We start from the raw sequence: 25,035 nt of genomic DNA, 5'->3' as shown, positions 1-25,035 counted from the left end.
GTGGGAATTGCTTAGCGCTTAGAAATTAATATTGACACCGAAGTTGTAGGTCGCGGCAATCGGGTACACGTTCAGGTCGATGCCGGCGTTGGTGGGCGTGCCCCCTACCTCGGGTGTAAAGCCCTTGTACTTGGTCCAGGTCACGGGATTTTGGGCGTTGACGTAGATACGTAATCCTTGTACCCGTAGATTGTTAGCCAGCGCTTTAGAGAAATTATACCCTAGCTGGAGGTTGCGTAGCCGAATATAATCGCCGCTTTCGATGTAGTAGGAGCTTACGTCCAGATTGTGGCCCGACAAGTTGGCCGAAGGCGTGGTGTTCGACGTGCCGGCTCCGTGCCAGCGGCTGTTGTAGAAGTCCTGGGTATAGTTTTCGTTGCCGTAGCGCACTTCGCGCAGCGCATTGAGCAGCTCTACGCCTGCCACGCCTTGAAAATCAACCTGCAAGTCGAAGCCTTTGTAGCGGAAGTACGTATTCAGGCCGTAGGTGAGGCGGGGATTAGGATTGCCCAGCATCACAAAGTCGCGGTTGTCAATTACCCCGTCACCATTCACGTCCTGGTAGCGCAGGTCGCCGGCGTGGGCGCCCGGCTGAGCCGACTTGGCAGCTTCGGCATCGCTCTGAAATACCCCGTCCACTTTGTAGCCGTAAAATGCCCCTAGCGGCGCACCAACCTGGGTTATGGTAGATAGGTAGCCGGCTACGGGCAATGCCCCCGATGATAGCGGAGCTCCGCCGGCCGTGGCTAGCACTTTATTCTGATTGTAAGCCCCAGTTACGCCAATGTTGTAAGAAAAATCACCGGTGCCCTGCGAGTTCCAGCGCAACGCAGCTTCTACGCCCTGGTTCTGGAAGTTAGCGTTGTTGGCGTAGTAGGCCGTGTTATTGGTGTAGCCCGGCGCGGAGAGCACTGGCACCGGAAACACGGCATCAATGGTACGGCGGTTGTAGTAGTCTAACTCGGCCGTCAGGCGGTTATTGAGAAAGCGCATTTCCAGGCCGCCATCAGCCTCGTGCGCAGTTTCCCAGCTTAGCGTGGGTGCCACTTGAGTCACTAAGTTGCCCCCCGTCTGGAAAGAGCCCCCGATGGGTGCCCCATAGCCCGGCGCAATCGTAACGGTCGATATCGTGCGGTTGTTGGCTACCCGGTTGTTGCCCAGCACCCCGTAGCTGCCGCGCAGCTTCAGGAAGGAAAACACGGTGTTATTCTGCATAAACGGCTCATCGGAGATTACCCACCCCGCTCCTACCGAGGGGAAGTTGCCGTAGCGCGTTGAGAACTGACTGGCGCCATCGCGTCGGATGCTAGCCGTGAGTAGGTAGCGGCCTTTATAGGCGTAGTTGACGCGGCCGAAGAGCGAGAACACCCGATAGGCATCAAGCCCGGGGTTAGAGAGCGTAGCTGAGCCCGGCGTGCCCAGGCTGAAATAGTAGTTGTCGCTGTTGGCCGCCGTCACCCCGTTAATGGAACCTAACACGTTGTCTACTTGATAGTTCAGCGCCGTAGTACCTACCAGTACGGTGAGGTGGTGGTCGTCAAACGTTCGGTCGTAGGTCAGCGTGTTTTCCCAAGTTAGTTGGCTGGTTAGCTGGTTGCCTCTGGTAAGCAGGCTAGTCTTGGTATACTGAACTGCCGTGAGCGAATCCTGGGGCTGGTAGTTGTAAAATTTGCTGGCGAGGTAGTTGACCCCCACGCTGCTGCGCACTGTGAAGTACTTCAAAAAATTGACGGAGGCAAAGGCATTGGCTATCAGCGACTGCCCCCGGCTTTGCTGGTGGTAGTAGTCGAGCGAAGCCTGCGGGTTAGCGAAGCTACCCAGGCCCCCCGAGCCAATGAGGCTGGGGTCGCCGTAGTTGCCATTGGCCTGGTACACCGGCAGCACTGCCGGGGCTACGTAAGCCTGCTGAAAGATATTGCCGGGAATGTCGTTGGAGGTAGTATTGGCCAGCAGCGCATTGTAGCCCACCTTGATGTGGTCGGTCAGGCTGAAATCCGTCTGGAGTCGCGCCGTGATGCGCTCGTAGTCATTGGTCTTGATGATACCCTGCTGCTTGAGATACGAGCCGCTGAACGAGTACGAAATCTTTTCACTCCCGCCCGATACGCTCAGCTGGTGGTTCTGAGTGAGGGCGTTGCGCGAAATCTGGTTGTACCAGTCGGTCGAGGCATAGCCGGTAGTAGGCAAGTTAGTAGCCGCCGTACCACCCTGCAAGATATTCTTCTCGTTATAGAGCGCTGTGTACTCGGCGCCGTCGGCCATCTTCACTTTATTAGTGGTGGTTTGCACCCCCACAAAGCCGTTGTAGTTGATGCGGGGCGTGCCGGCTAGCCCACGCTTAGTAGTTACGATTACCACGCCGTTGGCGGCCTGCACCCCGTAGATAGAGGCACTGGCCGCATCTTTCAGCACTTCGAGCGAGGCAATGTCGGCCTGATTGAGAAAGCTTAGGTCGGCGCCGGCGGGCAGCATGGTGCCATCGACCACGTAGAGCGGCGAAGCCCCGCTGATGGAGCCCGTGCCCCGGATGGTAATGGTTGGGGCGCCGCCCGGCGTGCCGGAGTTGGTAATCTGCACGCCGGCTACTTTGCCCTGGATGGAGCTAATGGGGTTTTGCGAAGCCTGGTTCACCAAGTCATCGCCTTTTACCGAAGCAATGGCGCCGGTTACTTCGCGCTTGGCCTGGGTGCCGTAGCCCACTACCACCACATCGTTGAGCGCTTGGCCGGCGGGCGCCGAAAATTTGAGGTCAACCGTAGTGCGGCCGGCTAGGGGTACTTCCTGGGCCGAGTAGCCCACAAACGAAAACACCAGCGTGGCGCCGGCGGGCGCATTGATGGTGTACTGCCCATCGGCATTGGTAGCCGTGCCGATGCTGGTGCCCTTCACGACTACGTTGGCCCCGGGCAGTGGGTCGCCTTTTTCATCAACAACCCTGCCGGTAATGGGGGTGCCCGTCTGGACGGGAGCCTGTTGCAAGCTAGCCGCCTGCACTTGCGCCAGCGGTAGCAAGCCCAGGCCTAATGTAGTAGTTAATCCGAGAGCAGCCACTTTACCAGCGTGCTGGAAGTGGTGCCTCACAAAGAGTAAGTCTTTGATTTTCATGCGTTAGGAAGGGTGGGAAATAAGGTAAAACAGTGTATCGGGTGCTGGTAAAGATGAAAAAGCCTTCACCAGCAACAACAGACGGCTACTAAATCAGCCGGGCAAATACTAAAGTGCAGAAATTTAATTGAATAACAAGTAAAATAAAAAACAAAGCTTGCTTTTATTATACAGGGTAAGTCTAGCCAGAGTCTACCTGCTAATAGGCAAAGACCGTTGAATACCCAGTCCTCTAGCTTTCTTCAGCAGAGAATCCCTTTTATCCTGTTTATCAGATAAATTAGGACAATTCAGCAATAGAAGCGTTCAACCTTAGATTAACAAATCTACAAACTTTTGCCCCATTTTTACGTCCGATAGATTTCGCCCACATTTCTATCTCTGCACTATTTGTTGTACATATACCCAGTAAATTATACTCGATGAGCTACTCAACCGTTAGGCATATAAATGTTTTAAAATAAATTATTATAAATAAATATATTTTTACTTTTTACAATACCAAGCTACTACTTTTTCTTCCCCACCCCCTCACTCATGAAGCCATACCATTTACTGATAAGCGCTTTATTACTCTTGCCTAATTTGGCCCCGGCTCAGGCTACCCGCAAGCCCACGGCACACCCGGCCGCCGTGGCCAAATTCGACCCGCGCCAGCGCCCGCGCCACCTCTCCGATGAGCAGCTCATGGACCAGGTGCAGCGTCAGACTTTCCGCTACTTCTGGGATTTTGGGCACCCCGTGTCGGGCATGGCCCGCGAGCGCAGCAACGTGGCCTTCGACTATGGCAACGAGGTGGTGACAACCGGCGGCACGGGCTTCGGCATCATGGCTATTATCGTGGCCGCCGAGCGCGGCTGGATAACCCGCCCGCAGGCAGCGGCGCGCATCAATAAAATCGTCAACTTCCTGTGGAAGGCCGATATGTACCACGGCGCGTTTCCGCACTGGCTCAATGGCGATACGGGCCATACTATTCGCTTCGGCATCAAGGATGACGGCGCTGATATTGTCGAGACTTCCTTTCTTTACGAAGGCCTGCTGTGCGCCCGGCAATATTTCACTAAAGACACGCCTGACGAGCAAAACGTGCGCAATAAAATTCTCTGGATGTGGGAGGGTGTGGAGTGGAACTGGTTTACGCAGGGCCAGAATGTGCTGTACTGGCACTGGAGCCCCAACAACGGCTGGAGTATGAACCACCAGATTCACGGCTGGAACGAGTGCCTTATTACCTACGTGTTAGCTGCCTCATCGCCGCGCTACGGCATTGAAAAGCAAGCGTATGACCAGGGCTGGGCCACTGGCCCCGAGTACGTGAACGGCAAGACTTACTACGGCACTACCCTGCCGCTAGGTTCCGAGCTGGGCGGGCCGCTGTTTTTCACGCACTACTCGTTTATGGGCCTCGACCCGCACGGCCTCAAGGACGCGCACGCCGACTACTGGCAGCAAAACCAGGCGCACACGCGCATCAACCACGACTACTGCGTGGCTAACCCCAAGAAGCAGAAAGGCTACGGCCCCAACTGCTGGGGCCTCACGGCCTCCGACAGTTGGCAGGGCTACGCGGCCCATTCACCCACCGAAGACCTGGGCGTGATTTCGCCCACGGCGGCCCTGGCGGCCCTGCCCTACGCGCCGGCCGAGTCGATGCTAGCCATGCGCCACTTCTACGACGACCTGGGCGACAAAATATGGAGCGAATACGGCTTCGTGGATGGCTTCAGCGAGCAGCACGACTGGGTGGCCAAGTCGCACCTGGCCATCGACCAGGGACCGATAGTAGTAATGATGGAAAACCAGCGCTCGGGCCTGCTGTGGAAGCTGTTTATGAGCGCGCCGGAGGTGCAGCGCGGGCTGAAAAAGCTGGGATTTGAGAGCCCGTATCTGAAGAATTAGCTTTTGCGGCTGAAACATCAAGCTGCCCGTAGTGCCGCTTGACGCGCTTAATTCTTCTCTAGTCTCGTCCTATGCGCCTTTTCCTGTTCCTATTCCTGCTGCCCGCGTTGGCACTAGGTCAAGCCCCTACTCCCCCACGCCCCACCTACTGCAACCCGCTCGACCTGGACTACGGCTACACGCCGTTTCCGGAGTTTTCGACGGCCGGGCGGCACCGGGCCACGGCCGACCCGGTTATCACGCTTTTCCAAGGGAAGTACTATTTATTTTCTACCAACCAGCGCGGTTACTGGTGGAGCAACGACCTGGCCGGCTGGCATTTTTTGGAGCGCACGTTTTTGAAGCCGGAGAATAAGGTATTAGATGATTTGTGCGCGCCGGCCGTGGTGGCGCTGCACGATACCCTGCTGGTTATTGGCTCCAGCCACAACCCCAATTTTGCGCTCTGGATGAGCACTAATCCGCAGGCTAACCAGTGGACGAAAGCGGTCGAAAATTTCCCCGTTGCAGCCTGGGATCCCGATTTATTTCTCGATACCGATGGCAAGCTCTACCTCTACTGGGGCAGCTCGAACGAGTTTCCGCTCTACGGTCAACAAATCAGCCGCAAGACGTTTCAGCCCATCGGGCAGCCGCAGGCCATGTTCAAGCTCGACGATACGCGCTTTGGCTGGCAGCGCTTCGGCGAGTACCTGGACAATACCTTTCTGGGTCCGTTTATGGAAGGCGCCTGGATGACCAAATACCAGGGAAAATACTATCTGCAATACGGGGCGCCGGGCACCGAATTCAGTGGCTACGCCGATGGCGTGCAGGTGAGCGACCACCCGCTGGGACCGTGGACGCCGCAGCCGCACAATCCATTTTCCTACAAGCCGGGCGGCTTCATCCGGGGCGCGGGGCACGGCAATACGTTTCAGGACAAGTGGGGCAACTGGTGGCACACGTCCACGATGGTCATCAACGTAAAAAATAACTTTGAGCGGCGGCTAGGCCTGTGGCCGGCGGGCTTTGATGCCCAGGGCACGCTCTACACCACCACGGCCTGGGGCGACTACCCGCACTACCTGCCCACCGGCCCGGCCGACCACCAGCAGGGTCAGTTTACGGGCTGGATGCTGCTCAATTACGGCCGGCCGGTGCAGGCGTCGAGCACGCTCGGCGGCCACGTGCCTAATCTGGCCGTGGATGAAAGCATCAAGACTTACTGGAGCGCTGCCACGGCTAGCCCCGGCGAGTATTTCCAGACCGACCTGGGCAGCGTATGCACCGTGCGCGCCGTGCAAATCAACTACGCCGACCAGGACGTGAACCCGCAGTTTCTGGGCCGGCAGGCGGGCCTGTATCATCAATACAAACTCTATCACTCGCTCGACGGCAAAACCTGGCAGCTGCTCGTGGATAAAAGCCGTAATAAAACCGACGTGCCGCACGACTACCTAGCCCTGAAAACGCCCTTGCGCACGCGCTACCTCAAGCTCGAAAACGTGCACATGCCCACCGGCAAGTTTGCCCTGAGCGGGCTGCGGGTGTTTGGGCTGGGCAGCGGCGCCCGGCCGGCGGCCGTACAGGATTTTGTGGTGCTGCGCACGGCCGCCGACAAGCGCAGTGCTTGGCTGCGCTGGGCGCCGGTTGATGGCGCCTACGCCTACAACATCTACACCGGGCTAGCCCCCGACAAGCTGTATAGCTGCCTTATGGTGCACGAGGCGAATGAGTATTATTTCAAAGGCATGGATAAGGACCTGCCGTATTATTTTACCATTGAGGCCATTAATGAAAATGGCGTATCGGCCCGCACTCCGGTGAGCAAGGCAGAATAAGGGCGGGCCATTTTATCATCGCTTAGGCTAGCCGATAGCTTTACGCCGAATATTTTTGCGGCGGTGAGCCGCTGCCGCGGCTTAGCACCCGTTAGCGGCTACTGCACACGCTGGCGGACCCGCCCACTCCTCTTTTGCCTAGCTACCGCAACTGCCCGGCAGCTACTGCACACGCCGCCGGGCATACTAGTTGCCCGTACCGGGCAAGCTGCGCTCAAAATACCCTAGCAGGCCACGCCAGGCGGTTTTTAGCAACCCGACCTGCCCGTTACCTTTCCGCTTATTATTTCTCCCCACCCCTTTCATGAGACACCGCAAATCGCTCTTTCAGGCCGCCTTGCTGCTGGCTTTGGGCCTGGCCGCCCCGCGCGCGCAGGCCCAGGTCAAGGCTAAAGCCAAGGCAAAAACTACTTCCCCGACCGCAGCCGCCACGGCCGACAACATGCAGCAGTTCGTGGCCAGCCTGATGCAGAAAATGACGCTCGAAGAAAAAATCGGCCAGCTTAACCTCGTGTCAGTAGGCTTCGACGTGACCGGGCCGGTGGTGAGCAAGGATGTGGACGCCAACATCAAAAAAGGTCTGGTGGGCGGCGTGCTCAATACCTACACGCCGGTGGCGGCCCGCAAGCTGCAAGAGCTGGCCATTAAAGAATCGCGGCTGCACATTCCGCTCATTCTGGGCTACGACGTTATTCACGGGCACCGCACCATTTTCCCGATTCCACTAGGGCTAGCCGCCAGCTGGGACCTCGACGCAATGGAGCGCAGCGCCCGCATCGCGGCCGAAGAATCGTCGGCCGACGGCATCAACTGGGTGTATTCGCCGATGGTGGACATTGCCCGCGACCCGCGCTGGGGCCGCGTGGCCGAGGGTGCCGGCGAAGACCCCTACCTGGGCTCGCGCATTGCCGAGGCCATGGTGCACGGCTACCAAGGGCCCACCAATGACATGACCCGGCCCGAAAACGTGATGGCCTGCCTCAAGCACTTCGCCCTCTACGGCGCGGCCGAGGCCGGGCGCGACTACAACACTACCGACATGAGCCGCCAGCGCATGTACAACGAGTACCTGCCGCCCTACAAAGCGGCGGTGGCGGCCGGCGTAGGCTCGGTGATGTCGTCGTTTAATGAGATAAACGGTATTCCGGCCTCGGCCAATAAGTGGCTGCTGACCGACCTGCTGCGCAACCAGTGGGGCTTCACGGGCTTCGTGGCGACCGACTATACGGCAATCAACGAGATGGAAGCCCACGGCATGGGCGACGAGAAAAAAGTGTCGGAGCTGGCCCTCAAAGCCGGTGTAGACATGGATATGGTGGGCGAGGTTTTCCTCAAGCAGCTCGCCACCAACCTCAAGGACGGCACCGTGAGCCAGGCCGACATCGACCAGGCTTGCCGCCGCGTGCTCGAAGCCAAGTACCGGCTAGGCCTCTTCCAAGACCCCTACCGCGGCGTGACCGAGGCCCGCGCCAAGGCTACCCTGATGAAGCCCGCCTTCCTGGCCGATGCCCGCGACATCACGCGCCGCACGCTGGTGCTGCTCAAGAATGACAACCAGACGCTGCCGCTGAAGAACACGGTGAATATTGCGGTAGTCGGCCCCCTGGCCGACCGCGCCCGCGACATGATTGGCAACTGGAGCGGCGCCGGCGATGGCAAGCAGGCCATTTCCATCTTGCAGGGAATCAAGAACGTGGGCGGGGCCGGCGTGCGCGTAACCTACGCTCAGGGCTGCAACGTGACCGACGACGACCAGATAATTAAGCGCCTCAACGAGCACGGTGGCGAGTTGAAGCTGGACCCGCGCCCGGCCGAAGCTACTATTGCCGAGGCCGTGCAGGCTGCCCAGGGCGCCGACGTGGTAGTGGCCGTGGTGGGCGAAAGCCAGGGCATGACCGGCGAAGCCGCCAGCCGCGCCGACATCGGCCTGCCCGGCCGCCAGCTCGACCTGCTCAAAGCGCTGAAAGCCACCGGCAAGCGCCTCGTGATTGTGCTCGTGAATGGCCGCCCGCTCACGCTGCCCTGGGAAAGCCAGAATGCCGACGCTATTCTCGAAACGTGGTTTGGCGGTACGCAGGCCGGCAACGCGGTGGCCGACGTGCTTTTTGGCGCCTACAACCCATCGGGCAAGCTTACCATGACGTTTCCGCGGTCGGTGGGCCAGGTGCCGATTTATTACAACCATAAAAACACCGGCCGCCCCTACGCCGGCGTGCTGCTCGACAAGTACAAGTCGCGCTACCTCGACGTGCCCAACGACCCACTTTATCCGTTCGGCTACGGCTTGAGCTACAGCACGTTTACATACTCCAAGCCCACGGTTAGCCAAGCCAGCATTCGCCCCGGCCAGGGCCTCGACGTGGCCGTGACCGTGCAGAACACTGGTAGCTACGATGGCGCCGAAGTGGCCCAGCTGTACCTGCGCGATATGGTAGGTAGCAGCACCCGCCCGGTGCAGGAGTTGAAGGGCTTTCAGAAGATTATCCTGAAAAAAGGTGAGAGCCGCCAGCTCACTTTCCACCTCTCGGCCGACGACCTGAAATTTTACAACGACGACCTCAAATTCGTGGCCGAGCCCGGCGAGTTTCAGGTGATGGTGGGCGGCAACTCGCGCGATGTGCAGATGGCTAGCTTCACGCTGGCGCAATAGCCTGTTTTAGTGCGCAGTAAAAGGCGGCGGCAACAGTAGTTGCCGCCGCCTTTTTTATAGCTCTAAACCGTAATTTCCCGCTGCCTAACCGCCCTGGCTAGCAAAGTACCGTATAATTTAAGCTCACGCTTTCAGTCTCTTACAACCAATGCGTCCTACTTCTGTCAGAACCCTTGCCCCGCAGGCGGGCACCGATATTTCAGTGGTCGGCGACACGTATCGCATTGTCGTATCGGGCGCGCAAACCGAGGGCACCTACGCCATTATCGACATGCTGGTGCCGCCCGGCGGGGGGCCGGGGCCGCACGCCCACGCCCAGATTCAGGAGGCATTTTACGTCATCGACGGCGAGGTGGTAGTGCGCTCCGAAACCCAGACCTATACTGCCAAAAAAGGTGCTTTCGTGGATATTCCCAAAGGTGGTGCCATTCACAGCTTTACGAATGAGAGCCAGGCGGTAGCTTTTGGCCAGTTTTTACCTAAGCAGGAGCCCGGCCCCGAGTAAAAGCAAAAAATGGCAGTGGCCGCCCAGCGCTACGGCCAGGAGCTTTTTCCGCCTGATTATTTCAAAAAGTAGTTTATTAACTCACGTAGCGGTCTGTTTTTTTCATCCAAGATTAGCACCTCGGCCCGGGTATCCTCCGCGCAAAAAAAGCCCGAATAAGATTGTTCGGGCTTACGATTTTGAAATGGTATGACAGCGGCTAATTTGCTACTGGCGGCGCGGGTGCTTTCACGTACTTGTTGAGCCACGAATCCATTTCCCAGAGCATGTGTAGTAGGTTTTCACGGGCGGCGTAGCCGTGGGCTTCGGCGGGCAGCACCACGTAGCGGGCCGTGGCACCCTGGCCTTTGAGGGCGGCGTAAAAGCGCTCGCTCTGAATGGGAAACGTACCCGAGTTATTGTCGGCCTCGCCGTGAATGAGCAGGATGGGCGTCTTGATTTTATCGGCGAAGTTAAACGGCGACATGGCATCGTAGACTCCCTTGGCCTGCCAGTAGGTGCGCTCCTCGCCCTGGAAGCCGAAGGGCGTGAGGGTGCGGTTGTAGGCGCCGCTGCGCGCAATGCCGGCCTTGAATAAATTGGAATGTGCCAGTAGGTTAGCCGTCATAAAGGCGCCGTAGCTGTGGCCCATCACGGCCACGCGGCTAGGGTCCACCACCCCTAGCCGCTGGCCTTCGTCGATGGCCGCCTTGGCGCTGCTCACTAGCTGCTCGGTATAAGTATCGTTGGGCTCGGCGGTGCCCTCACCCACGATGGGCACGGTGGCATTTTCGAGCACGGCGTAGCCCTGCGTGACCCAGTACACGGGCGAGGCCCAGCTAATGCGGGTGAAGGTATAGGGCGAGCCGCTAACCTGCCCGGCATTGGCTTTGTCTTTAAACTCAACGGGGTACGCTTCCATCAGCGTGGGCAGCGGGCCATCGGTTTTCTTGTAATTCGGCGGCAGGTAAAGGTTAGCCGTGAGGCCTACCCCATCGGCGCGCTTGTAATGCAATACTTGCTTGCGGAAGCTACCGCCGAACTGAGCGTAGGGGTTGGCGAAGTGCGTGAGGGCCAGCGGCTGGCCTTTCTTACTCAACTCGCGCAGGTAGTAGTTGGGTGCCTGGTCGGCGGCTTCGCGGCGGGTCAGTAATTCCAGTTTGTCTTTCTTGCCGTCGAAAATGGCAACCGGCACTTCATAATAAGGTGCCTCGGAGCGCCACAGGCGGGCGGTTTTCCTGGTAGCCAGGTTCAGCTCATCCACAAACGGCCGGTCGCCCTCGGGCGAAGCGCCCTGGCCCAATAAGTAGATGGCCTGCCCGCCCTGGGCTAGCCGCAGCACGGCGCGGCCCTGGGCATTGCGGCGCGTGGCGGGCGCGCCGGGGTTGTGGTACGTATCCTGCGACGAGCCATCAAACAGCACTTTTAGCAGCTGGCCGGGCTGGCTAGGGTCGAGCTGCCAGGTGGTTTCGTGGCGGTCGGCCCAGCGGTAGCCATCGACCAGCGCCAGGTGGTCGGTGCCCCAGGTGAGGCCGGCGTAGCGCAGCGGCAGCGCGGCCAGCTCCTGCGGACTGGTGAAGGGCGCAGCCAGCAGAAATACCTTATCGCGCACGGCCGTTTTCACCTTGGGGTCGCCGCCGTCCTGCGCCTCGGCGTAGCTGAGGGTGGCGGGCGCGTCGGTGCGCCAGCCGTGGTCGCGCGGGCCGGTGGGCACGGCGTCGAAGTTGGTCGGCACGTTGTCGGCCAGCGGCAGGTCGGCAATGTTTTTTACGACCGCGCCGCTAGCCAGGTCGAGCACGTCGATACGCTGCGGAAAGCTGCTGATGGGCAGCGTATACGAATACGGCCGGTGGGCCGTGCGCAGCAGCACGTAGCGGCCATCGGGCGAGGGCGAGGCCGCGCGCAGCACGCCCGGCTGGCCCAGCGGCTGGGCGCTGCCATCGGCTAGCTTCACCCGCACGAGCTGCGCGGTGGCGTAGTAATCGAAAATGCGCTCGTCGGCCGGGTTTTTCAGCAAATCCTGGTAGGTGCGGGCACCCGATTTTTTGCCGCCCTCCGTTTCCTGCACGGCCGGGCCGGTGGGCGTGGCATCGGCAGCCGGAGCGGCTCCGCGCCCGGCCGGCACCACCTTAGCCAGCAGCGTCTGGCTGTCCGATACCCACTCGAAAACATTACCAAACACGTCATTGAGTGGCGTAGCCAATAGGCGGCGGGCAGTATTAGTAGCCACGTCGGCCACCCACAATTCGACGCGGCCAGCACTGCCCTCGGCGGCCGGCGTGGTAAGCGCGAAGGCCAGATACTTGTTATCGGGCGACCAGCTCGGGTTACTGATGCGCGCCTGGGCCGGCAGCCCCTGCACCGGCGCTTCAGCGCCGCTAGGCAGTTTTTTAAATTGCATGCCTACCGCGTAGCTCACGCGGCTAGGGCCGTTGGTGCGCGGATTGAGGCGCAGGCCGGCCAGCCGCAGCTCGGGCTGCGAAAGCTCGGCGATAGTCGGGAAATCCTGCACGGACAGGATGGCGAGCACGCTGCCATCGCCCGACAGGCTGACGCGGGGCGTGGGTGGCGCCAGCAGCAGGTCGCGGATGGCGGCCGGCGGCTCGTGGTAATTGGTTTCCTGGGCCATAGCCGGGACTGCCAGTAAGAGCAGCAGGGGTAAGAGTTTGTTCATTAGAGAGTGAGAATAAAAACAGGAAAACGTCATGCTGAGCCTGCGATGCATCTCGCTCGCATCGCTAGGCCAATGACCCAGCCAATGCGAGCAAGATGCTTTGCAGGCTCAGCATGACGTTCAATGTTACGTCACACTCAGCTATTTATCTCTACAAACGTCCGAAATTTAGCCCTAGAATTAAGACAATGCCGATTACCATCAGGATAAGGTAGGTTTCGACCGAGCCGGTTTGCACGTTGCGCAGCAGCTGGCCGCCAGCCAGGGTCACGCGGCCCACGCCGTTGGCGATAGGGTCGATAATGCCATTCTCAACAAACTTGTAGAGGCCCGTCGAAAGTGCCATTACGGGCTTCACGATGAGGTTATCGTAGAGTTCATCCACGTAGTATTTGTGGTAAACCAAGTTTTCGGGAGCCGAGCGTGGGGCGTCGTCTTCGGCAGGGCGCTGGGCGCGGGCCACGTACTGCACGTAGGCCAGCACGATGCCCACCACGGCCACCAGTACTGAGATACCCATCAGCATCAGCTCGGTGCTGTGCTCGGGCTCGGTGGTGAAGGCAGCGGGCAGAAGCTGCTTCGAGTAAGTGAAAATCGGGGCCAGGTAGTCGGCCAGGTAGTGCTTGCCCACGAACATCGGCGCGCCCATGAAGCCGCCTACGGCCGAAAGCACGGCCAGCACAATCAGCGGCAGCGTCATGCTAGCCGGCGACTCGTGCAGGTGGTGGTGCTGCTCCTCAGTGCCCCGAAACTCGCCGAAGAAGGTTAGGAACAGCAAACGGAACATATAGAAAGCCGTCAGAAACGAGGTGAAAACGCCGATGGCCCACATTACCTTGCTGTGCTCGTACACGTGGCTCAGAATCTCATCTTTCGAGAAGAAACCGGCGAATGGCGGAATACCCGAAATAGCCAGGCAGCCGATGAGCATCGTCAAAAACGTAATGGGTAAGGCTTTACGTAGACCACCCATGCGGCGCATGTCCTGCTCGTTGCTCATAGCGTGAATGACCGAGCCAGCGCCCAGGAATAGTAGCGCCTTGAAGAAAGCGTGCGTGAGTACGTGGAAGAACGACGAAGTGTAGCCCATCACGCCCAGCGCCAGGAACATGTACCCAAGCTGCGACACCGTGGAGTACGCCAGCACTTTCTTGATGTCGTTCTGCGCCAGGCCGATAGTAGCCGCAAACAGCGCCGTGGCCAGGCCGATGATACCGACTACTTCGAGCGTTTGCGGGGCTAGCGTGAAGAGCACGTTGGAGCGCAGCACGAGGTAGATACCGGCCGTTACCATCGTCGCGGCGTGAATGAGCGCCGAAACCGGCGTGGGGCCGGCCATAGCGTCGGGCAGCCAGGTGTAGAGCGGCAATTGGGCCGACTTACCCATCGCGCCCACGAAAAGGAGTAGGGTGATAACCGTCACCACGCTCACCGTATACGGGCCAAACTGGCCCAGGCTAGCCTTCTGAAACACTTCGGCGTACTGCACCGAGTTGAAGGTTAAATACATCAGGAAGATGCCGAGCAGGAAGCCTAGGTCACCCACGCGGTTGATGATGAAGGCCTTTTTGGCGGCGTTGTTGTAGCTGGTATTCTTGTTCCAGAAGCCGATGAGCAGGTACGAGCACAGCCCTACGCCTTCCCAGCCAATGAAGAGAATGACGAAATTGGCCCCCAGCACGAGAATCAACATGCTGAACACGAACAGGTTGAGGAAGCTAAAGAACTTCCCCACGTTCTCGTCGTGGTGCATGTAGCCGATGCTGTAGATGTGGATGAGGGTGCCCACGCCCGTAATCAGCAGCAGCATGAGCAGGCTCAGCTGGTCAATCTGGTAGCTGAACGGGATTTGCAACGAGCCTACTGAAATCCAGTCGAATAGATTAACGGTGTACTGGTACTTGAAATTAACAAACAGGAATACCGACAGCAGAAATGACCCGAGCACGGTGAGCGTGCCCAGCGCACCGGCCACCGTACCCGACAACCGCTTGTTCAGCAAGCCATTAAGCAAAAAACCTAGAAAAGGCAGCCCCGGAATGAGGACGTAGAGCAGGGTCGAAAAAGGTGCCGTAGCACCGGGGAGAACAGTTTCTTGCATAATCTTTAATCATTGTCATGCTGACGAAGGAGCATCTTATCACCACCGCCTTCACCGGATTTCTAGTCAAAGCCGCGAGGACGAGATAAGGTCCTTCACTGCGTTCAGGATAGCAGACAGCTTATTCCCTGCCGCTAGCCTCTCAAGCGGCTGAGCAGGTTGACGTCGGTATTCTGGAAGTTGCGGTAAATCATGACGATAATGCCCAGGCCGACGGAGACTTCGGCGGCGGCCACGGCCATAATGAAGAACACGAACACCTGCCCGTTGGGGTCGGCGCGGTAGGCGGCGAAGGCCGTCAGCAGGATATTCACGGCGTTGAGCATCAGCTCGATGCACATGAAAATAATGATGGCATTGCGCCGGATAAGTACCCCCGTCACGCCGATGCAAAAAAGTGCGGTGGCGAAAAACACGTAGTACTGCAACGGCACTTCGTGAATGACGGCGGGAACAATGGAAGCGTTGGTCATGGCAAGAAAGCTGCGGGAAAGCACGGTCAGCCTGTAGCCAACCTAGCGGGCAAAGTTACACCGCAGATTCAAACGAATTGAACGGCTACGCCCGCTAATGCGGGTGGCCCCGGGGTTGGTTTGCGCAGCACCCCCGTACTTGCCGGCGCGCAGCAGGCGCAGCCGTTGAATCCGCTTGAATCTGCGGTTAAAATATTAGCCAGGGCTCAGCGTCTGCTTAGGCACGATGGAAGCACTAGCCCTCCCCCTTTCCGCGCTCATGACAACCGCCGCCGGCCAGGACCAGCAGATTCAAACCGCGGTGCGCGAGCAGCGCGGCCGCCTGCTGCGGTTTATTGAGCGGCGCGTGCCCGACCCCGACGAGGCCGAAGACATTCTGCAGGATGTCTTTGCCGAGCTTGTCGAGAGCTACCGGCTGCTCAAGCCCGTGGAGCAGGCAGCCGCCTGGCTCTTTCGGGTAGCCCGCAACCGCATCATTGACCGCTACCGGCGCGTACCGGCCCAGCGCACGGTGTCGCTCGACGCGCCGCTCGGGGCTAGCGACGGCGACGAGCCCACCCGCCTGCTGCAAGACGTGCTGCCCGCCCCCGACGACTCGCCCGAAAACCGCCTGCTGCGCGAAACCATCATGGATGCCCTCAGCGATGCGCTGGCCGAGCTGCCGGCCGAGCAGCGCCAGGTGTTCGTGTGGCACGAGTTGGAGGATAAGTCGTTCAACGACATGGTGGCCGAAACCGGCGTGCCGCTCAAAACGCTTATCTCACGCAAGCACTACGCCGTGAAGCACTTGCGCAAGCGCTTGCAGAAACTCTACGACGAGCTATTCACCGACTAGCCCGCCGCCTTTCCCTTCGCTCTTAATTTTTATTCTGGATATGAACCGCTCTTTTTGGCTGAAAAAAGCCGTCAAGCTTGTCTTTTTTGCGGCGCTGTTTGTGACCGTCGCCGTGTTCGTCACCATGGGTTTGTGGAACTGGCTCATGCCCATGCTTTTCCACCTGCCGCTGCTCAATTTCTGGCAGACGCTGGGCTTGCTGGTGCTAAGCCGCATCCTTACGGGTGGCTTTGGGCGCGGCGGCCGGGGCGGCTGGGCGCGGGGCCGCGCCTGGAAGCGGCAGATGGTGCAGCGCATGGAGGCCTTTTCGCCGGCCGAGCGCGAGAAATTTCGCCAGCAGATGCGCAGCCGCTGCGCCGGCTCCTGGGGCCGGCCCGCCGAGGTTCCGGCCGAGCCCGCTGCCTAGCGGCACGATTGGTACCGGCTTTGCGAAGCCGCTTACTATTCCATTTTGTCCCAGCAAAAAGCCCGTCGGTTCGACGGGCTTTTTCTTTGGTGGCCAGGCTACCTTACTGCTGGCTAGCCCGGAAGAGCTTCTGCTTTTCTTCTTTCGACAGGCTTTCGTAGCCCGAGCGCGAGATTTTGTCCAAAATCAGGTCTACCTCCTCGGGCGGAGTGGCGCTGGGGACCGCTTTACCAGCCGCCGAGGCCGGGCGCCCTACCGATACGGGGCTGCGGTGTGTCACCTTCATGGCCGGGCGCGGCTGAAAAAGGCGGCCTAGCCACTCACCGGTTGCGACTACAGGCTGCCCTAGGTCGCGCCCAGCATCAAGCTGTTTAATGAAGAGAAAGCCCAGTAAGGCACCGCCCAAGTGCGATAGCCCACCACCGGGGTTGCCGCCATATATGGGAGCTATGGACAGCACCACTACTACCACGGCTGCTATCCACTTGATTTTTACCGGCCCGAATAGAAACAGCATAAAGGTGTAGTTAGGCAGTTTGGTGGCTGCCGCCACGATGATGGCCGTAACCGCCGCCGACGCCCCAATGAGTGGAATACCCACCTGCCCCTGAAATACCGTCAGGAAATTGTAGGCTAACAGAAAAACCACCGCACCAGCTAAAGCCCCAAGCACGTACAGGCTCACCAAGCGTCGGTCGCCTAGATACTCCCGTATGAGTTGCCCAAACCAATAGAGGTTCAGCATATTAAACAGGATATGAAACGGGCTGTCTATCGAGTGAACAAATGCGTAGCTTAGCAGCGTCCATGGATGGCGTAGCACCACCATCGGGTCGGACGAAAGCGCCAGCTGACGCATGATGAGCACGTACATGCTGCTGGACTGGGCAATAAAAAATATTGCCTTTAAAATAATCAGCACCCCAAACACCAGCACATTAATAATAATGAGCTGATTTAATGCGTTATCGCGGCGCGAAAAAGCGTCGCGGATATCCTGGGTTATACTCATGGAAGTAACAGATTTTAGTAGAAACGGGCGCGGCCGCTTTCCCAGAACTTTAAGATAATAAACCCAATCAGCAGCCCGCCGATGTGCGCAAAGTGGGCTACATTGTCGCCGGGGGCCTGATGCACGCCACTGTACAGCTCATAGGCTCCGTAAAAAAAAACAAAATACTTGGCCTTAACGGGAAACGGGATGAAGAGCAGAAATAGCTCAGTATTAGGAAACAGGTAAGCAAAGGCGAATAAGATGCCGAACAACGCGCCCGAGGCTCCGAGCATACCACCACGCGGCGAATTGGTAATGGCGCTGTATATTTCCTTAACGTGCTGCACAATAGCCTGCTGTAAGGCTTGGTCGTTGGGGTTGCGCTGCAAGGCTTCAGCGGCAGCTTCGTCCTCGGCTTGCTTGAAGCCGCTTTGCCGCATAAACTGGTCGTAGTCGCCGGCATTGGGGCTGCGCACCACCTCCGTGTACACGGCTTCGAGCTTGCGCAACTCATACATATGGACGCCTTCGTAGAGTACCCCAGCCCCCACTCCGCACATCAGCCAAAAAGCCAAAAACCGCTGCCCACCCCAGCGCTGCTCCAGCAGTGGCCCGAAAGAAATAAGGCCGAACATGTTAGAAAAAATATGTCCCCAGCTACCGTGCAGGAACATATAGGTAAAAAATTGCCAGAAATGAAAGTACGGCGAACCCACTGCGTACAAGCTACCTAGTTGCGTAATAGGAATATTCCGCAAGTTCTCCTGCGCCAAAAAAAAGGCTAGGTTGATAAGCAGCAGATTGCGAACAGTAGGCGTGAGATTGAACATAAACGGAATACGGGGCGGCTCGTCGCCGCAAAGGTCGCACCGGGCTGCTTACGCGCCGGCTTTGCGGAAGTAGGCGGCTAGCTGGTCGCCGTCGAGCAATACGACGGTGGGGCGGCCGTCGGGGGTATAGTTAGGCACTTGGCAGGCGAAAAGCTTGTCTACTAAGGCATTCAGCTCGACGTCGGGCAGGCGGGGCTGGCTGGTGGCCTGCGCCACGCGCCGGGCCAGGGCGCGGGCCAGCGCCTCGCGGCGGTCGAGGCGCAGGGGCGCGGCCCCGCTCCGGAACTGCTCAATGAGACCTTCGAGCAGCTCTTTCTCGCCCTGGGCGGGCAGGTCGGCGGGCACGGCCTCAATGGCGATGGTGTGCGGCCCAAATTCGGCAAAGCGAAACCCCAGCAGATGCAGCGAGGGCGTGAGCTCGTGCAGCACGGCGTAGTCGGCGGGCGAAAACGTGAGCGGGCGCGGAAACAGCAGCGCCTGCGAGTGCCCGCCGCCCCGCTCCTGCCCGGCCGCGTACTGCTCGTAGAGAATACGCTCGCGCGCCGCTTCCTGGTCAATCAGCATCAGGCCCGACTTCACGGGCAGCAACAGGTAGCGGTTGAGCACCTGCGTGGCCCGCGGGTTGTGCGCGCCACCGGGGCTAGCCAGGGCCGGCGCGCCAGCCGCCGGGCGCGGCCGGTCGGTGGACGTGGGGTGCGTGAAGGGCAGCTCGGGCAGCGGCGGCGCGGGCGGCACGAGAGTTACAGCGGACGGCGGCGCCTCATCGGCCGGGCGCACGGGCTGGCCCAGCTCGCGGTAAAAGGCTTCGAGGTCGCGGCGGGCCTGCTCGGTGGGGCGCGGCGGAGCTTGGTCAGCCGTTTTGCGGCCACCGCGCGCGGCGGCCGATACGGAGGCCGCCAGCGCATCGGGGTTGAACTCGACGGCGCGGGTGGGCGTGGGTAAGGCGGCGCCATCGCCCTTGGCAAACGAGCTGCCCGCCGAGGTGCGCAGCGGCCGGATGGGCGCAAAATTCACGTCGCCCTCAAAATCGAGCGAGGGCGTGAGGCTGTGCACCCCTAGCGCCTGCCGCACGGCGGCCCGCACCACGGCGTACACCGTTTTTTCGTCCTCAAACTTAATTTCCGTCTTCGTGGGGTGCACGTTGATGTCGATGGCTTTGGGGTCGAGCTCCAGAAACAGCACGTAGAACGGGTGCGTGTCGCGGGCCAGCAGGCCCTCGTAGGCGGCTAGCACGGCGTGGTTGAGGTAGGCCGAGCGGATAAAGCGGTTGTTGACGAAAAAAAACTGGTCGCCCCGACTTTTCTTGGCCGACTCGGGCTTGCCGATGTAGCCTTTTACGGTGATGAACGGCGTCACTTCCTCACAGCTGGCCAACTGCTCCTTATAGTTATTGCCCAGCAAAGCCACGATACGCTGGCTCAACTTGCCAGCAGGCAGGCCAAAAACTTCGAGGTCATTCTGGTAAAGCGAGAAGGCAATCTGCGGGTTAGCCAACGCCACGTGCTGAAACTCGTCCAGAATGTGACGCATCTCCACTGCGTTGCTTTTCAAGAAGTTGCGCCGGGCAGGCACGTTGAAGAATAAATTTTTCACCGAGATGCTCGTGCCATCGGGGCAGGCGGTGGGTGTCTGGCTACTCACCTGCGAGCCTTCCACGAGCAGCAATGAACCGGTTTCCTGGCCGCGCTGCTTGGTACGGATTTCAACCTGCGCCACGGCCGCGATGCTAGCCAGCGCCTCGCCCCGAAAGCCCAGCGTGCGAATGCGAAACAGGTCTTCGGTTGAGCGGATTTTGCTGGTGGCGTGGCGCTCCAGGCTCATGCGGGCATCGGTGGGCGACATGCCGGCCCCATCGTCTACTACCTGCACGAGTTGCTTACCGGCTTCTTTGACAATCAATTGCACGTTGGTAGCGCCCGCATCCACGGCATTTTCCAGCAATTCTTTGACCACCGAGGCCGGGCGCTGCACCACCTCGCCCGCCGCAATCTGGTTGGCAAGGTATTCGGGCAGAAGTTGGATAATGTCGGGCATAGTTGGGGGGCTGGCGCTGGGCCAGCCCAATTTTCGGACGGTGCAAGGGCAATTAGCCAGCAGCACAGACGTTTTTCATCGACCGCTCGTAGCTTACTGCCTACCTTTGCGGCCAATTTGGGCTAGCCGCCCAGGTTGCTTTCGGCCATCCGCAGAGGTTTCGCTCCTATGGAACCGCCAAGGCTGGCCGGGGGTTCCGGCTCCGTTCGCTGGCAAAAGTAGCCTGTGCGGGCCGCCTTTTCTACCTCTAAAACTTCCCGCCTAGGGCTGATGCGCGTCGATTTCCGGTTTCTGTTTCTGGGGTTGCTGCTGGGGGTCGCCGGGTTGCTGCTAGGTTCGACGGAGCCGCGCAAGCCCCTGCCCGACCCGCTGGCCGCCAGCCCCGCCGAAACGCAGTGGGTTGACAGCGTGTTCAACTCGCTCACGCCCGACCAGCGGCTAGGTCAGTTTTTCATGGTGGCCGCCTACTCCAACCGCGAGAAGGCCCACGCCGACCGCATCGAACGGCTGGTGCGCAACCAAGGCATTGGCGGCGTCATGTTTTTGCAGGGCGGGCCTAAGCGCCAGGTTATTATGACCAATCGCCTGCAGGCCGCCGCTAAAGTGCCGCTGCTCATCGCCACCGATGCCGAATGGGGCCTCGACATGCGCCTCGACTCGACCATGCACTTCGCCAAGCAGATGACTTTGGGCGCGATGGACGACGACCGGCTGGTGTACCAGATGGGCCGCGACCTGGCCCGCAAGCTGCGGGCGCTGGGCGTGCACATCAATTTCGCGCCGGTGGTCGATGTCAATTCTAACCCCGGCAACCCCGTAATTGGTAACCGGTCGTTTGGCGAAAACCAGGACCGTGTGGCGGCATTAAGCGTACAGTATATCAAGGGGTTGCAAGACCAGAAGGTAATTGCTGTAGCCAAGCACTTCCCCGGCCACGGCGACACCGACACCGACTCGCACGTGGCGTTGCCGGTGATAAACACGGACCTGGCTAGGCTGGAAAAAGTAGATTTAGTCCCCTTCCAGAAGTCGTTCGAGGCCGGGGCGCTGGGCGTGATGGTGGCCCACCTCTACATGCCGCTCTTCGACACGACGAATGCCAAAACGACCACGCTTTCTAAGGCGCTCGTAACCGGCCTGCTGCAAGAGCGCATGGGTTTTAAGGGTTTGATTTTCACCGATGCGCTGAACATGCGCAGCGTGAGCAAGCTCTATAAAGACGGCGAGCTCGACGCGATGGCCCTGGCCGCCGGCAACGACGTACTGCTGTTTTCGGAAGATGTGCCGGCCGCGCTCATTCGCATTAAGGAAGCCGTGGCAGCGGGCCATCTTAACCAGGCCGACCTCGATTTGCGGGTCAAAAAGATTCTGCGCGCCAAGTATTGGGCGGGCCTGAGTAAGTATAAGCCAGCCAATGCCTTGGCCCTGCGCGACAGCCTTAACGTGCCCGAATCGCGAGTGCTGGCCCAGACGATTTTTGAGCACGCCGTGACGGTGGTGAAGAATGAGGATAAGCTGCTGCCCTTCCAGCGGCTCGACACGTTGCGCATTGCGGCCATAACTATCGGTACTCAGCCAGAGGGGCCCTACGCCACGATTTTCAACAAGTATCAGCCCGGCCCGGTGTACGCCGTGCCCGACCGCTACGCGCCCGACTCGACCTTCAGCCGCATCTACGCGCGCCTGGGCGATGCGAACGTGGTGGTAGTGAGCCTGCACCAGATGAACAACACCCCTAGCCACAGCTACGGCCTGGGCGAGGGCGCGCTGAAATTCCTTAAGAACCTGGAGGCCGACAAGCGCCGCAAAACGGTGGTAGTAGCGATGGGCAATGCCTATGGTCTCAAGTTCTTAGAGTCGGCCCGCACGCTGGTGTGCGGCTACGAGGACCACTACGCGGCGCAGCTCGTGGTGCCGCAGATACTATTTGGGGCGCTGCCGGCGCGGGGCAAGCTACCAGTTACGGTGTCGGAAACGCTGAAAATAGGCACCGGCCTAGCCACTACCGAACTGCATCGCCTGCGCTACGCCGCGCCCGAGCGCGAGGGGCTCGACTCGAAAATTATGAGTCAGATTGACCACATTGCCCTCGAAAGCATCGTGACGGCGGCTACGCCCGGCTGCCAGGTGCTCATCGCCAAGAATGGCACGGTGGTATTTGACCAGAGCTACGGCTACGGCACCTACGACCAGAGCCAGCCAGTAACCAACAGCACGTTATATGACCTGGCATCGGTGACCAAGGTGGCAGGAACCTTGCAGGCCATTATGTACCTCAAAGACCAGGGCCGGCTGAACCTGGATGAGAAAGTAAGCGCCTACCTGCCCGAGATGCAGCGCACTAATAAGCGCGACGCCACCGTGCGCGATGTGCTGCTGCACCAGGCGGGCCTCAAGCCCGGCATCCCGACCTGGGAGCGCACCGTGACCGATGGCGCGCTCAAGCCCGCGTACTACTCCAGCGCCCGCTCCGACGACTTTCCCAATGAGGTAGCACCCGGCGAATACTCCATCAAGGCGGCCGACGACTCGGTGTGGGCCTGGACCCTGCGCTCGCAGCTGCTGCCCAAGGTGCGGGGCAAGTATCCAGTCGAGTATTCCGACCTTAGCTTCATCATCATGAAGCGCCTGGCCGAGAAAATTCTGCAGCAGCCGCTGGCGGAGTTTCTGCCTAAGGAATTTTACAAGCCGCTGGGGCTGGGCACGATGACCTACAACCCACTCACGCGCTTCCCCAAGAGCTGCATCGCGCCCACCGAGAAGGATACCTACTACCGCCGCGAGCAGCTGCAAGGCACGGTGCACGACCAAACGGCGGCCCTCGTGGGCGGCGTGGGCGGCCACGCCGGCCTCTTTGCCACCGCCAACGACCTGGCCGTGCTGATGCAGATGAACCTGCAAAACGGAAAGTACGGCGGCAATATGTATTTCCAGAATTCGGTGGTGAGCGAATTTTCGCGCCCGCAGGTGGCCGGCAACAAGCGCGGCCTGGGCTGGGACCGCGGCGACCCTAGCAAGCCCGAAGGCCCCACCAGCCGGCTAGCCCCGGCCAGCACCTTCGGCCACACCGGCTTCACGGGCACCTGCGTGTGGCTCGACCCGGATAATCAGATTCTCTACGTCTTCCTCTCCAACCGCGTGTACCCCGACGCGGGCAACATCAAGCTGCGCACGTATAACATCCGCACCCGCATTCAGGAGGTGATTTACAAGGCGATGGCGCAGCAACGGCCTGAGCGGGTAGGCAGCACGGCGGGCGGGCAGTAGCGACACGGCCTTAGCTGGCGCGAGTATAGTACAGCGTAGCTTGTGCTAGTAAAGAACCAGTCGGCATCTTATGCCACAATATACTCTTCCATTTTACCAAATAGCCAAAGTGTTTCTTGATAGCCAAAACCCACAAAACTAAACTGTTCTAAAGAGTGTGGACAGTGCTAGGGTTACTTTTGCGGATGCGCCGTCACGAACTAAGCGACCAGCAATGGCACCTAATCGAACCTCACACGTTGGGCCAACCCAGCACAAGTGGTGGCACAGGTCGCGATAACCGGCTGTTTGTCAACGCCGTTTTTTACCGCACGCGCACCGGTATTGCCTGGCGCGACCTGCCCGCTCGCTTCGGCAACTGGAACACGATTGCGCGCCGGTTTCGGCGCTGGGCCCTGGCCGGGGTCTGGGAGGCGCTGTTTCTGGCCGTACAAGAGCCGGATTACGCCTGGGTGCTCGTGGATTCGACCACCGTCAGGGCACACAAGGCCGCGGCCGGTCAAAAAAAAGCACGGCCCGTGCCGAGTGCCTCGGCCGCAGTCGGGGCGGTTTTGGCACCAAAGTCCACGCCGTAGTCGACGCGTTGGGTAACTGCCTGCACCTGCTGCTGACCCCGGCCCAGGGGGCCGACAGCCCGCAATTGCCGCCGCTGCTCGCGGCCCTAGCCCACCCACCGGGCGCGGTGGTGTGCGACAAAGCCTATGACACGAATAACGTACTGACAGCCATTGCTACCCAGCACGCCGTCTCCGTTATTCCGCCCAAAGCCAGCCGCCTGGACCAACGCACTTACGACCGTAACCTCTACGCCGACCGCAACAAAATTGAGCGCTTTTTTGGCCGCCTCAAAGAAGCGCGGGGCTTTGCCACCCGCTACGAAAAAACGGCTGTCTCTTTTTTAGCCACCGCTCACCTTTTGGCTGCCCTCGATTGGATGAGATAACTGTCCACACTCTTTAGACGAGCCGCCCAGCTTAGCTCAGAGTTTGTATATCTGCTGGATATAATTAACTTAATTAAACCCGTTTGCTTTTGCTCAAACTCGTTTATCGGAGTTTCCATTAAAGCCTTTTTCATCAATTCATAAGCTCTTTTCGAAAACCCAGGCGGAAAATATTCTGAACCATCTTTTTTCATCTCGATTTCACCATTTTTATTTTTTACTAAAACCAATCGTAACTGCGTTACAGTATTATCAATTAAAGCTCTTTTATTGTCTATTGCAATAGAATTTACATCTAAATTTTTAGAGTCGCAAAAAGGACACTTGAAGTTTCTTTCACTCAAATTTGACATTACATACTTAACCAGCTTGTAATCAGACTTGAGCAACTTATCTTCTAACAAGTCTTTATAAGGATTGGCAACTTGCATACTGTACTGCACGTCATCGGCAACTAAGCATGATTTGCATGCAATTGTATAAGTTAGAACAGTCATTTACTAGTCGTGAAAGC

At 59.1% G+C, this 25,035-nt stretch carries 15 protein-coding genes and 1 pseudogene; 8 read left to right on the top strand and 8 right to left on the bottom strand.

What is annotated here, in order from left to right:
- Positions 1–18: 18 nt before the first annotated feature.
- Complete coding sequence (locus GKZ68_RS02360) at positions 19–3,105, bottom strand: TonB-dependent receptor (protein ID WP_173110366.1); 3,087 nt, start codon at positions 3,103–3,105, stop codon at positions 19–21.
- A gap of 576 nt (positions 3,106–3,681) precedes the next feature.
- Here GKZ68_RS02360 and GKZ68_RS02355 point away from each other — a divergent pair.
- The 4 genes from GKZ68_RS02355 to GKZ68_RS02340 all read left to right on the top strand — a co-directional run bounded on the left by GKZ68_RS02355 (position 3,682) and on the right by GKZ68_RS02340 (position 9,985).
- Complete coding sequence (locus GKZ68_RS02355; protein WP_254244129.1) at positions 3,682–5,007, top strand: glucoamylase family protein; 1,326 nt, start codon at positions 3,682–3,684, stop codon at positions 5,005–5,007.
- A 71-nt stretch (positions 5,008–5,078) separates the two neighbouring features.
- On the top strand, positions 5,079–6,830 hold the full coding sequence (locus GKZ68_RS02350) for a family 43 glycosylhydrolase (RefSeq protein ID WP_173110362.1): 1,752 nt from the start codon (positions 5,079–5,081) through the stop codon (positions 6,828–6,830).
- 304 nt (positions 6,831–7,134) lie between these two features.
- Positions 7,135–9,480 (top strand): beta-glucosidase BglX, encoded by a 2,346-nt coding sequence (gene bglX / locus GKZ68_RS02345; RefSeq protein WP_173110360.1) that lies wholly within the window; start codon positions 7,135–7,137, stop codon positions 9,478–9,480.
- Positions 9,481–9,628: 148 nt separating this feature from the next.
- Positions 9,629–9,985, top strand: a complete 357-nt coding sequence (locus GKZ68_RS02340) for a cupin domain-containing protein (protein WP_254244128.1) — start codon at positions 9,629–9,631, stop codon at positions 9,983–9,985.
- A 199-nt stretch (positions 9,986–10,184) separates the two neighbouring features.
- On the opposite strand, the gene GKZ68_RS02335 is transcribed toward GKZ68_RS02340, so the two are convergent.
- From GKZ68_RS02335 to nuoK, 3 genes are all read right to left on the bottom strand, one after another.
- Positions 10,185–12,638, bottom strand: a complete 2,454-nt coding sequence (locus tag GKZ68_RS02335; RefSeq protein WP_173110359.1) for a prolyl oligopeptidase family serine peptidase — start codon at positions 12,636–12,638, stop codon at positions 10,185–10,187.
- A gap of 151 nt (positions 12,639–12,789) precedes the next feature.
- On the bottom strand, positions 12,790–14,739 hold the full coding sequence (gene nuoL, locus GKZ68_RS02330; RefSeq protein ID WP_173110357.1) for an NADH-quinone oxidoreductase subunit L: 1,950 nt from the start codon (positions 14,737–14,739) through the stop codon (positions 12,790–12,792).
- Between the two features lie 134 nt (positions 14,740–14,873).
- Positions 14,874–15,212 carry an NADH-quinone oxidoreductase subunit NuoK gene (nuoK, locus tag GKZ68_RS02325; protein WP_173110355.1) on the bottom strand — a complete coding sequence of 113 codons (339 nt, stop codon included), beginning with the start codon at positions 15,210–15,212 and terminating at the stop codon, positions 14,874–14,876.
- A gap of 259 nt (positions 15,213–15,471) precedes the next feature.
- Between nuoK and GKZ68_RS02320 the strand changes: the two genes are divergently transcribed.
- Positions 15,472–16,047, top strand: coding sequence for an RNA polymerase sigma factor (locus GKZ68_RS02320; protein WP_254244127.1), 576 nt, complete (start codon positions 15,472–15,474; stop codon positions 16,045–16,047).
- 40 nt (positions 16,048–16,087) lie between these two features.
- Complete coding sequence (locus GKZ68_RS02315; protein WP_217275297.1) at positions 16,088–16,453, top strand: hypothetical protein; 366 nt, start codon at positions 16,088–16,090, stop codon at positions 16,451–16,453.
- Between the two features lie 103 nt (positions 16,454–16,556).
- On the opposite strand, the gene GKZ68_RS02310 is transcribed toward GKZ68_RS02315, so the two are convergent.
- From GKZ68_RS02310 to mutL, 3 genes are read right to left on the bottom strand one after another with little or no spacing between them, the layout of a single operon-like run.
- A complete protein-coding gene (locus GKZ68_RS02310) occupies positions 16,557–17,465 on the bottom strand; it encodes a rhomboid family intramembrane serine protease (protein ID WP_173110351.1) in 909 nt (302 codons plus the stop codon).
- A gap of 14 nt (positions 17,466–17,479) precedes the next feature.
- Positions 17,480–18,277, bottom strand: a complete 798-nt coding sequence (locus GKZ68_RS02305) for a rhomboid family intramembrane serine protease (protein WP_173110349.1) — start codon at positions 18,275–18,277, stop codon at positions 17,480–17,482.
- Positions 18,278–18,325: 48 nt separating this feature from the next.
- Positions 18,326–20,311 carry a DNA mismatch repair endonuclease MutL gene (mutL, locus tag GKZ68_RS02300; RefSeq protein WP_173110347.1) on the bottom strand — a complete coding sequence of 662 codons (1,986 nt, stop codon included), beginning with the start codon at positions 20,309–20,311 and terminating at the stop codon, positions 18,326–18,328.
- Between the two features lie 270 nt (positions 20,312–20,581).
- On the opposite strand from mutL, the gene GKZ68_RS02295 reads away from it, so the two are divergent.
- A complete protein-coding gene (locus tag GKZ68_RS02295; protein WP_173110345.1) occupies positions 20,582–23,578 on the top strand; it encodes a glycoside hydrolase family 3 N-terminal domain-containing protein in 2,997 nt (998 codons plus the stop codon).
- A 185-nt stretch (positions 23,579–23,763) separates the two neighbouring features.
- Positions 23,764–24,477: pseudogene (locus GKZ68_RS22565) on the top strand (IS5 family transposase); the annotation flags it as partial.
- Positions 24,478–24,487: 10 nt separating this feature from the next.
- On the opposite strand, the gene GKZ68_RS02280 reads toward GKZ68_RS22565, so the two are convergent.
- Complete coding sequence (locus GKZ68_RS02280; RefSeq protein ID WP_173110339.1) at positions 24,488–25,018, bottom strand: hypothetical protein; 531 nt, start codon at positions 25,016–25,018, stop codon at positions 24,488–24,490.
- Positions 25,019–25,035 lie beyond the last annotated feature (17 nt).

The sequence above is a fragment of the Hymenobacter sp. BRD128 genome (assembly GCF_013256625.1).
GTDB lineage: Bacteria > Bacteroidota > Bacteroidia > Cytophagales > Hymenobacteraceae > Hymenobacter.
The sequence above is the reverse complement of the archived record's forward strand: the minus strand, read 5'-3'. Positions and strand labels throughout refer to the sequence as shown.